Below are 13066 nucleotides of genomic sequence, written 5' to 3' on the forward strand. Positions count from 1 at the left end.
ACCGATCCCCTGGGGCGCCGCGGAGAACTGGTGCTGCCCCAGTGAGAACAATCAAGGGCTTTGGGCAGGTTTTCTCACTCTCATTCTGATCGAAATTCAGGGATCCCTGCGCAAGTTGGGATCCCCTTTTGTAACCCTTTTTTGCAACTTGTAAGGAAGATGCCGGCTGTGATCGCAATCAGCCAGGGAGCGAAAACGTTAATGCTAGCGTGTAGGTAGGGCAGGGATCCCTGTTGCGGCAAAGAAAACTTCATGGAAGGAGGAAAATCCGATGGTTGCTCTGCGGGGTTGGCTGGCAGCGGGCATGATCGGCGCGGCTGCAATCCTGGGTGGTGGTGAAGCGTGGGCCCAAAGTAGCTTGTGGTTACTGAACGGGCAATCGACCTGGGTTAACGGTTATTTCTACCCAGGCGAGAACATCTGGGCCGAGTGCGACCTCGACTGCCACGACGTGGATCTGGTGCTTTACGATCGCAACGGTCGGGTGGTAGCGGAAGATACGCTCTTGGACGATTTCCCCATCGTCCAGGCTCCCTATGAGGGCAATTTCGCAATCCAAGTAATCATGGCCGGCTGCCGCCACCCACGCGGCTGTGCTGTCGTCGTCGATTCTGACTACGGCTTCTAGCGCTTCCCTCGCCCCTAGCCCCTCTCCCTCTTGGAAGAGGGGAAGGAGGTACCGCCTGCTGTAGGGATGAAGGGGGCTGGCTAGGCGGGTTTGTGGCTGGCTTCCTGCACTTTGGCGTGGGTGAATTTGCTCAAGCCATGGATGGTTTTTTCCCAGTAGAAGGGCTTGGTAAAAAGCTGCCACAGGGCCATGTAGGCTGCCATGGAGTGCAGTTGCCAGTAAATGGGGTTGAGGAGAGCATAGAAAGCCAAGTCGTAGTAGCCCCGCCGAAAAACGGCCACCAAGTTCAAGTAGATCCCAATGGCATTGCCCACCAAGAGGTTAAACAAGCCCAAGTAAATTAGCCAACTGGGAAAGATGTTTTGCAGCCAATGGGCGCGGGTGAGCAGCCAGTAAATAAACAGCAGCCACATGATGGGGCTGGTGAGGAAGGTGAAGAAGCTGCCGCCGATAAAAAATTGGTAGGCCAGCCAGTTCTTGAGGCCCAGCTTGCGCAAAGAGCGCAGCGGGTTGCGGTTGTGCACCAGCCAGGTCTGCATATAGCCTTTGATCCAGCGGGAGCGCTGCCGGATCCAGTTTTTAAGGGCGCAGTTGGCCTCTTCGTAGGTGGTGGAGTTGATCACCCCCACCGTGTAGCCGTGCTGGCTGGCGCGAATGCCTAGATCGGCATCTTCGGTGACGTTAAAGGGATCCCATCCCTGCAATTCCCGCAGGCGGTCGGTGCGGAAGTGGTTGCTGGTGCCCCCCAGAGGAATGGGCATTTTCAAGGTTTCCAGGCCCGGCAGCAGGTAATCAAACCAATAGGAATACTCCAGAGTAAACATGCGGGTAAGAAAGTTCTCGTTGCGGTTGAAATAGTTGAGGGCCGCCTGGACGCAGACCAAGCTGGGATCCCCTTTTTTAAAGGCAATGATGGCTTTTTTCAGTTGATCCGGATCGGGGATGTCTTCGGCATCGTAGATGGTGAGGTATTCGCCGCGGGCAAAGGCCAGGCCGTAGTTGCAGGCTTTGGGCTTGGTCTTGGGCTTGCTATCCGGCACGATCAATAGGCGCACGTAGCGGGGCGGCTTGGCGGCGCGGGCGGCCTCGATGGTGGCCTGGTCGTTTTCTTCCAACAGGATCAGCACGTCTAGGCGCTCGTGGGGGTAGTCCAGCTTGGAGAGGGAGTTGATGAGAATCGGCATCACCTCCGGCTCTTTGTAGACCGGCACCAGGATGGTGTAGATGGGCAAGCTGCGGTCATCGAGGGCGGCCACTTCTTCGTCGGTAATCTGGTGGAAGCGATCGGCGGATCCCACCAAGCTGAGCAGCAGTTTGAAGAAAATCGAGGCTATGTAGAAGAGGTTAATCAAAAGCACCAAGATCGTCAGAGTTGTCCAGGGAGCGCTGGCCAAACTCCACAGCAGCAGCAGCAGCAGGCCATAGCCGACGGCAATTTGCGAGGGGGTAAACACCCGCGAGGCCGATTCCTCCGGCAGGCGGGCCAGCAGCTTGTACACCGCCTCTTGGCTAAAGCGGGATCCCTGATCTTGGCTGAGGAGCTGGGTGATATCCTGCTCGGTGCCCAGCACCTTTTCTATCCGCAACCCTGGCCGCCAACTGTAGAGCAGCTCGTCCACCGCCCAGTCCAGGGGGTCGTTGACCATCACGGTGAAGGTGTGCTCGTCGCTCCAGCTCAGGGGGTAGAAGAGGTGGTGCATCATCAGCTCCGGATCGAACTGGCGGCTCAGGCTCTCGTCCCGGTAGAGCAGCCCTGTTCCCATCAGCTCCGAAACGGAAGGGTAGCCCAGCAAATGGGCCAGAATGCTGAGATACTCGGGGGTGGAGAGGTAGCTCAGCCGGGTCAGCACCTGCCCCAGGCTGGATCCGGTGCGGCGGCGGATCTCCAGAGCCTGCTGCCACTGCTCCAGGGTAAGGCGGCTGCCCAGCAGCTCAGCAGCCAGCTTGCGCTCGAGGATAACTGTCAAGATCTGCTTTTCGGTGGCCGGGATCTCCCACAGCTTTTCGGCCTCTGGGCAAAGGCGTTTCACAGCCTGCCAGACGCCAGGAAAGCCGGGCTCTTCCGTGGCCACCACAACGGTTTGCGGGTTGAGCCAGCCACAGGGCAAAAAGCGCACCGGCAGGAGATCGCTGGGTTCCACTAGCCAAGGCAGCTCTAGATCTAGAGGCTGCTTGAGCAGCCAGTCCCGCAGCTTGGGCCGATCCAAAATCTGGCGACACAGGTCGGCAAACTTGCCAGGATGCATGACCCGCAAGCTCCAAAAAGCCCTGGGCAAGGAGCAGCCCACCTCTTCGCGGTACTCCTCCGCTGCCGCCAGTTGCTGGCGGGTGAGATAGCCCGCGCGCAAAAGCGAGGACTTAAGGGACTGGAGCATGGCCTAAAACCTGCGGTTTGGCTCAAGTCTGGCTCAACCGCAAGCCCATGCCTAGCCCCCCCTAGGAAGGGATGGGCGACTCGGGGCGGCGGGCCAAGCGGCGATAGACATTCCAGGCTCCCGCTGCCAGCAGAATAGCCAGCAGCAGCACCAGCCAATAGCGGTACTGCCACAGCAAAAGCTGCCAACTGAAGCGGCCTGGGTAGCGCACCCGGTAGCCTTGGGGGGTGAGATCCCAGCTCTGCACCTGGGTGAGGGCGGGGGCGGCGGCGTAGGCGGTGAGCACATTTCCCTGCAGTTGGTTGGCCAGGCGGGTGCGTGGATCGGCAAGGCCGCGGCTGAGGCGCTCTGCCAGGGCCGGATCAGATCCCCACCAGGATAGCCAGAGGGTAGGCCTGCCTTGGAGCAAAAAGTACTGCAAGAGGCCGAGGTTTTCCTGGGGTTGGGCGGCCAGGGCCACCTGCTGGTTCAAGGGGTTGAGGATCTCGAACTGGGATCCCAGCCGGATGGGGCTGTAAGGGAGCTCCACCTGCTCCGGGGCAGCGACAAGGATCTGCCAGGCGAAGTCGCCTGTTTCCAACTGGGTCTTTTCCTGGGGCAGAAACTGAAGGGTGGGCAGGAGCGGTTGGGCGGCCAGCCGGCTCAAGGCCCCCACCAGGTAGGCGGCAGCCGGCAGCCGTTGGGGATCCCCCAGCCAAACCCGTCCGGATCCCTGCAGCACCGCCGGGATCTCCTGCAGCTCGCCACTGGGGGCTTGGTAGCCGCTCCAGAGAAAGCCGGAGCTATCCGAGCGCACCTGAACCGTCAGCGGCGTCAGGGATCCCTGGCAATTGCCGGGGCTGGCCCCGTAGTCAAAGCGCAGCTCCAGTTGGTTGAAGCGGCGCAGCAGGCGGGTGGGCAGGGTCACGGTCTCGTTGAGCTGGCTGCGACCGGTGAGGTTGTAGGTGCGCAGCAGAACGCCGTTGAAGAACACATAGCCCGTCAGGCGATCCCCGGCCCGACCATCCACCGGGTTCATGATCACATCCAGTTGGGCCGCCAGATCCCGCGGGCGCCCCCCCAACTGCGCCAGGTTGAAGTTGAAAACCAAAGACTGGCTGCCAAAGCCCCGCAGCAGGGGATCCACGATCCCCAACTCCCGCAAGCTGAGGCGGTTGGCCTTGAGAGCCCGCTTCCAGTCCGCCACCGCCGCCACCCGGATGCCGCGGCTCACCAGCCCCGCCCGCTTCCACTCTTCATAGAGGGCAAGAATGGCCTCGCGGCGGGCGGCCACCCGCAGCCGCGATCCCTCTGGAGTTACTTGATGCTGCAGGTGGGGGGTAAAGTTGGCCGGCTCCAGAATCACTTGAGGCCCCTCCCCTGGACGGTTGCTCCAGAGGATGGGGGTCTGAGGGAAGAGGTGGGCCAGTAAGCTGTACAGGCCCAGCGCTGCTTCCGCCACCTCAGGAGAGGGGTTGGCGGGCACCACCAGCGTGAGCTGGGGGTACATCAGGCGCAGAAAGCCGGCCACTGTAGCATCGGGCACGCGGGGCACCAGCTCAAAAAAACTGTCCCGCCCTACCCTCAGCAGCAGGTTGCCGGTGTTGAGGTCGGCACAGATGTCGTCGCTAATGCTCAAAAACGGCTGCACCGACACCGTGATAAAGCGCTCACCCGGCGGCAGGTTAGGGATGGGCACCCGCACCACCGGCTCCTGGCGCAGATCTTGCACCAGAAAGATCCCCGCCAGCTCGTCGTTAATCAGCACCCGCACGGTAGAAGTGGGCTTGAGCACCGGCGAAGGTTCTAGGCGCAACTGCACAAAGCTGGCTTCTGGGTCGATGCCGTTGATGGGCGCAGGGACGGTGACATCCAGGCGCGGGTTGGATCCCTGCAGCAGCACCGAACGCTCGTAGCCCAGCCTCTGGAAAGCAAGGGGCTCCGCCCCCACTGCCTCTGTTGGCACGCAGCAGAGCAAGCCGGCCACCAACAGCCCCCACCCTCCTCTTCTCTGCCTTACCCTAGCCATCTGCGGGATCCCTAGCCCCTGCTCTGACGACAGAAAAAGCCTACACCTGCGGCGGGGGCAGTCGCCAAACTTCTAGGAGTATATGGCGCAAGAGTGATGAACTGGCCACAAGAAAGCCCCCTTCCTCAGGAACTCTCCTAGGCGCGGGCGTAGTCGTCCTCAAAGCGCACGATGTCGTCCTCCCCCAAGTATTCCCCGTTCTGCACCTCGATAATCACCAAGGGGATGGTGCCGGGGTTTTCCAGACGGTGCTTGGTGCAGGGGGGAATGTAGGTGGACTCGTTGGAGTTAAGCAGCACCACCTCCTCGCCCCGGGTAACGCGCGCCGTGCCCCGAACCACGATCCAGTGCTCGCTGCGGTGGTAGTGCATCTGCAGGCTAAGGCGATGGCCGGGCTTGACCTCGATGCGCTTGATTTTATACATCGGGCCTTCATCCAAGATCCAGAAGGCTCCCCAGGGGCGGGTCTGAGCCTGGGAGGGCAAAAGCTCCAGTGCCGGAATTGCCGCGTTGTCCATGTCCCGCACAGACTGTAGCATTGAGGTCACACCTTGTTCCACTTCAGGGGCTCTCACATCCTCACCTGCAGCGCGGCAACTTTTCATCGACCATCTTGCTGAACCCAATACGCCAAAACTCGTAGAAAAAAAGTCTCGAGAAGGGGAATACTAGCTATCCCTTGCATTCCTAATAGTTTTTGCAAAACTTGCTTTTAGGATTAACTAGGGTGTTCCAATGCCCTAGGCCGTCAAGTTTAGTGAAACTCGTTCATGGGGCATGGATGTTCGTAAACCGGCTTAAAGCCATCTTGCGGCTCGCGGCGCCGGTAGGGATCCCCTTGCTGCTCCTAGCTGGCCTCTTGTGGGGGCTAAAGGAAGGCTGGGGCTGGGTGAGCCTGGAGATGCAGTTCCTTAGCTACAAGGGATCCGTAGCCGCCCTGGGGCCGGATCCGCGCCTGCCCATTGTCGGCACCACCTTTCCCCCTTCGCTGGTGCTGGCCACGGCCATTTTGGGGCGCTCGCCGCTGGTGTTGCAGGCCATTTTGGGATCCCTGGTGTTGGACTGGATGGGGCAACAGTTGCGCCGTTTGCCTGTCGGCTTGGGGTGGCGCTGGCTGTGGGGCCTGTTGCTGCTGCTGCAGCCGGCTTTGCTCCTGATGCTGCTGCGCAGCCCAGTTTGGACGGCCACCTCGCTTTTAGTGGGGGTGAACATGGCCTTGTTGTTCCCTCTGGCGGATGGGAAACGGGCAGCGGAGAAGGACGAGCTGCCCGTTACCCTGCGGCTGCTGCTCATTGGGCTGGCCTTGGGGCCGCTGATGGTGCTGCGCTGGGAGAGCGGCTGGCTGTTGCCCTGGCTGGCAGGACTGCTGCTGGTGGCTTTTCGCCGCGAATCTTGGGGGTTTCGCTGGGTCTCGCTGCTGGTGGTGGGGTTTATCAGCCTGGCCCTGATCCTGAGCTGGCTGTATGTCAACTGGTTGGCGGTGGGGGATCCCTGGGCTTTTACCTACCAGGTGGGTAGCGGCCTGCGCCTGCCGCAGTTGCGGGAAGACCTGCAGCAGGCCGGCGGCTGGCAAGGGCTGGTGGAGCTGGGCAAGTGGCTGGCGGTGCTGGCCCCTGCCTATCTCCTGTTGGGGATGGGATCCCTGCTAGGCCGCTGGGTCGGGGCCTTGATCTGGGGGATGCCGCTGGTGGTTCTGCTGGCTTCCCTGGGCCAGGGGCTGTTTTTGCCGGAGCTGAGCCGCTTTGGTCTCGTCTGGGTGCCGCTGCCGTTGCTGATGGGGGCCTACTTAGTCCGCGGAGCCGGCCCCGGCTGGGCCAAGCGCCTGTTGATCACCGCCCTTTTGGGGCTGAACTGCCTTACCGCTGGCTATGGGCTAAGCCAAGAGCCACGATTTTTGGCGCCCCTGGTGCTCGAGGAGCGGGATCTCTGGGAGCGGCTGGTGGCAGGGGTGGCGCCCCTTAGCCGTGAGTTGGGAGCGGCCCAAGACCTGTACGAAGTGACCTCTGGGGGGCAGACTTTGGAAGCGTGGCGCCAGCAGCGGCAGGCAAAGCGTCAAGTAGGGGAATATCTCCGCCGCCACCTGGTGCCTGGCGAGAAGGTGTTGGTGGACGACGACATCCACTTTGAGGCTATCTTTTGGGCGGGGGATCCCCGCTTGTTCCTTACCCCCCACCAGTACGAGTTTGCCTTGGCCCTGCAACACCCCCAGGAGCGGGTGGACTACTTGCTGGTGGCGGGGCCGGCGGATCCCTTGCGGAGCGCCGATCGCATCCTGCAATTTTGGCCTGAGCTTACCTTTGAGGGGCTGCCGGGCTTTAGGGAGGTCTACAGCTCCCCGCAGGTGCAGCTGTGGGCCCGCCAGGCAGAGCTTGAGGAGGAAACGAGATGATCTGGAAACGGCAATGGCCGCGGCGACAGGTGCTGCAGATGGGCGGAGCGCTGCTGGCTGCCTCTGGAGTTGCCGGCTGTGGTCAGGGCTTCGAGAACGTTACCACTGGAAACCTGAACTTGTCAGAGCTCTTGGCCCGCTGGGAAGTGGGCATTGGCGAGGATCCCGGTCGCTTCCTCTGGGAAATCGAGTCGGATCCGCAGGTGGCGGCGGTGGCGCGGGGCTGGGATCCCCATTTCTTGAGTGGCTGGCTCAACAGCTTTGACCACCGCCAGGGGGATCTCTCCTTCTGGCGTAACTGGCACCAGGCGGGGCTTTTGCGGCAGTGGTTTGAGCGGGGCTACAGCCTGCACATCATCACCTGGGAAGACGACACCACCCGCCCCTGCGGCGACTACCACCTCTCGCCGCAGTTTATCCAGGACGTAGCCGAGCTGGCCGGGTATATTGCCCAAGCCAACCCCCAGGGCCGCCCCACCTACTGGAGCCTGGCCACTGAGTTTTCCTACTGGCGCGTCCCTGCCGACGCCTACAACGCCGACACTGCCCCCTACTACCGCGCCCTGATGCGCAACGTCTTAAGAGCCCGCCAGGCCATCAAGGAGCGGCTGCCCGAGGCCGAGGTGGCCCTCTGCTGGGGCGGCTGGATTGCCACCTTCGACGATCGCCGCCGCGGGGCAGGGCGCAGCATGGTGGAGCCTTTTGCCGAGACGATGAGCCAAATGGACGGGATCGCCTTCCAGTCGATGCGCCAGCGGCGACCGGGGGAGTTTAACCCGGAGCTAAACGGCCCGGATCCGGGTAACCCCGAGCAGATCCGCCTCTGCTGCCGCCTCTTTGCCCCCATCCACCGCAACCTGATGCTGGCCCACTACGAGCCCTCGATTAAGGACAAGCACCCCAACGGTGGCCGGGCCGACACCGTCCAGGGGGATTTCGCGATCATGAGCCGGCCAGAGTGGCTGCAGGAGGTGTCGCAACTGGGATTGCGGCGCATGTCCCTGATGCACTACGGCCTCTACAAGGGGGATCCCTATGGGGCGCTGACGGCAGCCCGGCAATTCCGGGCCCGCGTAGGTTTGCCGGCTATTGCCCAGAGGGTGTAGGCGTTGGCTGAATTGACCAGATGTGGGATCCCCATCTGGATCCTTCCGTCTGCTTGCCATAGTAGGATCAGCACCTGCGTACCCTACCTTGCACGGACCGCTGGTCTTTAGCGGCCGAGATTTTTCTAACCTCAAACGCCCCTCATGCCGCCCATCACCAAGATCCTGATCGCCAACCGAGGCGAGATTGCCCTGCGCATCATCCGCACCTGTCAGGAAATGGGGATCCGCACCGTGGCCGTCTACTCCACTGCGGATCAGAACTCGCTGCATGTCCAACTGGCGGACGAGGCCGTCTGTGTAGGGGATGCCCCGGTGGCCAAAAGCTACCTCAACATTCCCAACATCATCTCGGCAGCCCTTACCCGCGGTGCCAATGCCATTCACCCGGGCTACGGGTTCTTGGCGGAGAATGCCAAGTTTGCCGAGATGTGTGCCGACCACAACTTGATCTTCATCGGCCCCTCGCCAGAGGCGATGCGCAAAATGGCCGACAAAGCCACGGCCCGCGAGACTATGCAAGCGGTGGGCGTGCCGACCGTGCCCGGCAGCCGCGGCTTGATCACCTCTGATGAAGAAGCAGTGAAGCTGGCGGAGAAAATCGGTTACCCCGTGATCATCAAAGCCACTGCCGGCGGCGGGGGGCGGGGCATGCGGGTGGCCAGAGATGCCCAAGAATTGCTGAAGATGATGCGCACCGCCCAGGGGGAAGCCCAGGCGGCCTTTGGCGATGGGGGCATCTACCTGGAGAAGTTTATCGAGCGCCCCCGCCATGTGGAGTTTCAGATCTTGGCCGACAGCCACGGCAATGTGGTGCACCTGTACGAGCGGGATTGCTCAATTCAGCGGCGGCACCAAAAGCTGCTGGAAGAGGCCCCCAGCCCGGCTTTGACCACGAGCTTGCGCGCCCGCATGGGAGCAGCAGCGGTGAAGGCAGCCAAGGCGGTGAACTACGTGGGGGCGGGCACGGTGGAGTTTTTGCTGGATAAAAACGGCCAGTTCTACTTCATCGAGATGAACACCCGCATCCAGGTGGAGCATCCGGTTACCGAGATGGTGACGGGGCTGGATTTGATTGCCGAGCAAATTCGCATCGCCCAAGGTCAACCCCTGACCTTTCGCCAGAAGGATGTGGAACTGCGGGGCCATGCCATCGAGTGCCGCATCAACGCCGAGGATCCCAAGCAGCAGTTTCGCCCTTGCGCGGGCACCATCAGCGCCTATTTGCCCCCTGGGGGGCCGGGGGTGCGCATGGACTCCCACATTTACACCGACTACACCATTCCCCCCTACTACGATTCGCTGCTGGGCAAGCTGATCGTCTGGGGGCCCAACCGGGCGGCAGCTATCCGCCGCATGCAGCGGGCGCTGGGGGAATGCGCCATCACCGGCGTGCCCACCACGATCCCTTTCCACCAGCAGATCCTGCGCCACGAGGCTTTTTTGCGGGGCGAGGTGTACACGGATTTCATCACCCAACACCTGCTACCCAGCCAGTAGCAATCCAATCAGAAGTCGTTTGGGATCCCGCTTTGAACTGCGGCTTGCCGGAAGTTAAAGTTAAGCGTGAGTTGAGGGTTGCTGGTCTTGCAGATGAGGGATCCCCGGCCCGACTCGGTTCAACAGGCCCATCTCCAGCGTCAGCCGAGCTGCCCTGTGCCCAGCCTCAGCCAGTTGGTGCTGCAATTTTTGCAGGAGCGGGAGCGGGATCTGGCCCCAGCCAGCCGCCGCACCTACCGCATTGCTCTGGAGCAGTTTGCCAAAACTTGCCCGGTGCCGCTGGGACAGGTGCAGCCGTCCCACGTTCAGTCTTTTTTAAACAGCTTGAGGGGGCGTCCGTTGCGCAACCGTTCGGGCCAGTGGATCCATCCGCCTGCCTCTCCCGCTACCTACAACCTGAAGCGGCTGGCGCTGCAACAATTTTTTGAATGGGCCAGCCAGCGAGGCTACTTTCCGGATCCCTTGCCCACCCAGGCCATTCGACCTGCCCGCCTGCCCGCTCGTCTGCCTCGCGACCTGGATCGGCTGTTGTTGCAGCGGGTTCTGCAACGGGCCCAAAGCCATTCTCTGCGCTACGCAGCCTTGATCCGCCTGCTGTTGGAGTGCGGCCTACGGGCGCAGGAGCTGTTGGACTTGACAGTACAGGATTTTCAGATCAGCCCTGAGGGATCCCTGTTGGAGGTGCGCTGTGGCAAGGGAAGTAAACCTCGCGCTGTGGCGGTCGGGGATCCCCTCTCCGAGCTGCTGCAACAATATCTGAGCCAAGAACGGGGCCCGTGCGCGCCGACGGATCCCTTGTTTGTCTCCCAATCCCGCTGCCCGGCCTACCGGGGTCGTCCCCTCACCTACGATGGCCTACGTCATATTGTGCTTAAGCTCACCGAGCCTGAGCCGGGCCACCAAACCCCCCACCAGTTTCGCCACAGCTTTGCCACCCTGCTGCTGGATCGCGGCGTTGCCCCTGAGCATATCCAGCACTTGCTGGGCCATACGACTGCCGCCATGACGATGCGCTACACCCAGCGGGCCAACTTGAGAGCAGCTATTGCCCGTTCCCGCGCGATCTTGGATCAGGGCTTGATTTAGGGATCCCTTGTTGTGCCATGGTCTCTATTGTTGTAGTAGGGAGAGGCTCAGATTGCTAACAGGAAGGGAAACCGGACATCCAGAGGGCAACCCCGGAAAAGAAATCAATCAGGTACACCTGACTAAGGTGCTTGGAATGACCTGAAAACAATCGAGATGGGTTATTTCAAGTTACACGCTGGAGAGGAAGGTAGAGCACATGTTCTCTCTCCTTTCCTATGGGCAACTGCGGGCCAAGGCTGGCCTTCTGCTGCTCCAACCAGATGATCAGATGTCCGTTCTCAGGGTAGTATTCCAGAACATACTTAATGAAGTCATCAATTGTACATGGCTTGCTGAAACCTCCCATCCACTGATGAAAGTGGCTGTGCACTTCGTTGGCTATGGTAATCAGGTTGGAGAGACTCGCTGCAAGCTTTGGATAGTGCGCTTCAGAGTAGAGATGATGAACCGTTAGGCTACTGGCTGCTTTTCGAGTAACTCTACAAAGATTTCTATCCCTTTTTCTTGCAAGATCTTTTGCCTTTTCTATCTGATTTTGTCGATCCTGGATTGCCTTGACGATTACCTGAATCTGAGGTTCAATGCGTTCGCTAACATCTTGACACCAGTCTTTTCTGTGGTTTTGCTTGAGAACCTCTCCCATAATCTTGGCAAGCTCATAGATACCTCGTAAAGAGAGGTAAACAGTGTCATCATTACCAAAACGTGTGTAATGAATGTCTTTGATTAACTTACTTTGCTTCGATGCAAGCTCAAGCGCCTTCTTAAGATAGTCAGTTCGAGTTCCAAAGATCATCACAACATCTCGAAGAGATAACCAAAACTGATCTTGTCTTTTGACCAGAGAGGAGCTGTTCTGAAGGATCCTGTGATCCACGAGAGCTTTCTGCTTCTTGCGATGCTCTTCCTTGAACCAATTTCTAATGCTTGTACCTGTAGAGGATTTGGGATCTTGCTCTGTTCGAGATCTTAAAAAGGATAAAATGGCATAAGCGCCGGACTGCGTGTATTCCCTTAGCCCAGAACTTTTGTTGATAACACGATAGTCTTTACCTTCCACCAGTTCCCACTCATCATCGGGGATCCTGTCAAAGTGAGCTTCAATCTGCCTGAGTTCCTCAAGGCTGATACCCAAGAAATCGGCGAGCTTGTTTGAGGAAACATAGACTATAGCCATTGCTCGAACTTCTCCGTAAGGCTTTTGTAGAAAAGAGTCAATCGCTGGAAAATTTTGTCATCTCCCGTCGGAGAATCGGGATGGTAAATCTTGCTCAGGCGGTAGAAAGCAGCTTTGATGTCTTCATCGGTAGCTCGGTCAGGGTCAAGCCCAAAAACCCGCCAAGGCAAGTCGTACTTGAAGATGTTGATCCCATTGATGCAGCCATACCCCTCTTCCCCCTCTTCGTTGGGAAGGATCCCGATGTGCTGACGATAAATGCGCTCCAAATCGTCTATTTTGGATAAGTTCAGTTTGCCCATACCACTGGTTGCCAGTCTGAAGCTGGCTGATTTTCTCAGCTCGGCTGCGTTTTTAACGCCAAAGTGGTTGTAAATGGCTTTCTGCAGCTCTTTGACAGACAGCCGGGGCGGTGGCTGTAGCTGCCTGACTACAAACCGGGCAAAATTCTCTAGGAGTTCCTTAGAAATGCCATAAGTATCCGAAAGACGCTGGATTTCTGCGGCAATCGCCACCTGCGGGTCGGGCCCAGCTCCTTCTTTTGAGGTTGTCCTGGTTGCTTTCGGTTTTGTGCTGGTGGCTTTTCTGGGCACGGTTTCTCCTCAAGTCAGCAATGCCAAGTGCAAATCTGCACAAAACTCATAGGCTACCCATGAACTTATCTGCCCGATGAAGCAGAGAATCTCAAATTAGCGTAACAATGTTGTCGGTAACCGTAAAGCCCTGCACCACATAGGATGCACCATGGCGATGCCTAGTTGGATAGCTTGGTGTGGGGAGCGGATCCGCACGGG

General features: G+C 59.6%; 10 protein-coding genes. 5 read left to right on the forward strand and 5 right to left on the reverse strand.

What is annotated here, in order from left to right; all coding sequences use genetic code 11:
* Positions 1–358 precede the first annotated feature (358 nt).
* Positions 359–628, forward strand: a complete 270-nt coding sequence (locus NW857_RS05715) for a hypothetical protein (RefSeq protein ID WP_414338274.1) — start codon at positions 359–361, stop codon at positions 626–628.
* An 80-nt stretch (positions 629–708) separates the two neighbouring features.
* Here the strand turns inward: NW857_RS05715 and NW857_RS05720 are convergent, their stop codons facing one another.
* The 3 genes from NW857_RS05720 to NW857_RS05730 form a co-directional block, all read right to left on the reverse strand.
* Positions 709–3003: a glycosyltransferase family 2 protein gene (locus NW857_RS05720; RefSeq protein WP_414368261.1), complete on the reverse strand. Its 2295-nt coding sequence runs from the start codon at positions 3001–3003 to the stop codon at positions 709–711.
* Positions 3004–3064: 61 nt separating this feature from the next.
* A complete protein-coding gene (locus NW857_RS05725) occupies positions 3065–5011 on the reverse strand; it encodes a cellulose biosynthesis cyclic di-GMP-binding regulatory protein BcsB (RefSeq protein WP_414368263.1) in 1947 nt (648 codons plus the stop codon).
* A gap of 137 nt (positions 5012–5148) precedes the next feature.
* A complete protein-coding gene (locus tag NW857_RS05730) occupies positions 5149–5529 on the reverse strand; it encodes a cupin domain-containing protein (RefSeq protein ID WP_414333931.1) in 381 nt (126 codons plus the stop codon).
* Between the two features lie 263 nt (positions 5530–5792).
* Here NW857_RS05730 and NW857_RS05735 point away from each other — a divergent pair, with 263 nt between their 5' ends.
* The 4 genes from NW857_RS05735 (at position 5793) to NW857_RS05750 (ending at position 11092) form a co-directional block, all read left to right on the forward strand.
* Entirely contained in the window at positions 5793–7400 is a 1608-nt protein-coding gene (locus NW857_RS05735) for a hypothetical protein (protein ID WP_414368266.1), read from the forward strand.
* Positions 7397–8506, forward strand: coding sequence for a hypothetical protein (locus tag NW857_RS05740; protein ID WP_414368268.1), 1110 nt, complete (start codon positions 7397–7399; stop codon positions 8504–8506). The genes NW857_RS05735 and NW857_RS05740 overlap by 4 nt, the downstream gene beginning before the upstream one ends.
* 144 nt (positions 8507–8650) lie before the next feature.
* The gene (gene accC / locus NW857_RS05745) at positions 8651–10006 is read left to right on the forward strand and encodes an acetyl-CoA carboxylase biotin carboxylase subunit (RefSeq protein ID WP_414333908.1); all 1356 of its coding nucleotides are present in this window, start codon (positions 8651–8653) and stop codon (positions 10004–10006) included.
* 93 nt (positions 10007–10099) lie between these two features.
* Positions 10100–11092, forward strand: a complete 993-nt coding sequence (locus NW857_RS05750; protein ID WP_414333909.1) for a tyrosine-type recombinase/integrase — start codon at positions 10100–10102, stop codon at positions 11090–11092.
* 166 nt (positions 11093–11258) lie between these two features.
* Here NW857_RS05750 and NW857_RS05755 read toward each other — a convergent pair whose 3' ends face one another.
* Positions 11259–12272, reverse strand: coding sequence for a hypothetical protein (locus tag NW857_RS05755; RefSeq protein WP_414348620.1), 1014 nt, complete (start codon positions 12270–12272; stop codon positions 11259–11261).
* Entirely contained in the window at positions 12263–12865 is a 603-nt protein-coding gene (locus NW857_RS05760; RefSeq protein ID WP_414333913.1) for a DnaJ domain-containing protein, read from the reverse strand. Before NW857_RS05760 ends, NW857_RS05755 begins: the two co-directional genes overlap by 10 nt.
* Positions 12866–13066: the final 201 nt, after the last annotated feature.

Source organism: Synechococcus sp. H55.9 (assembly GCF_047462355.1).
Classification (GTDB): domain Bacteria; phylum Cyanobacteriota; class Cyanobacteriia; order Thermostichales; family Thermostichaceae; genus Thermostichus.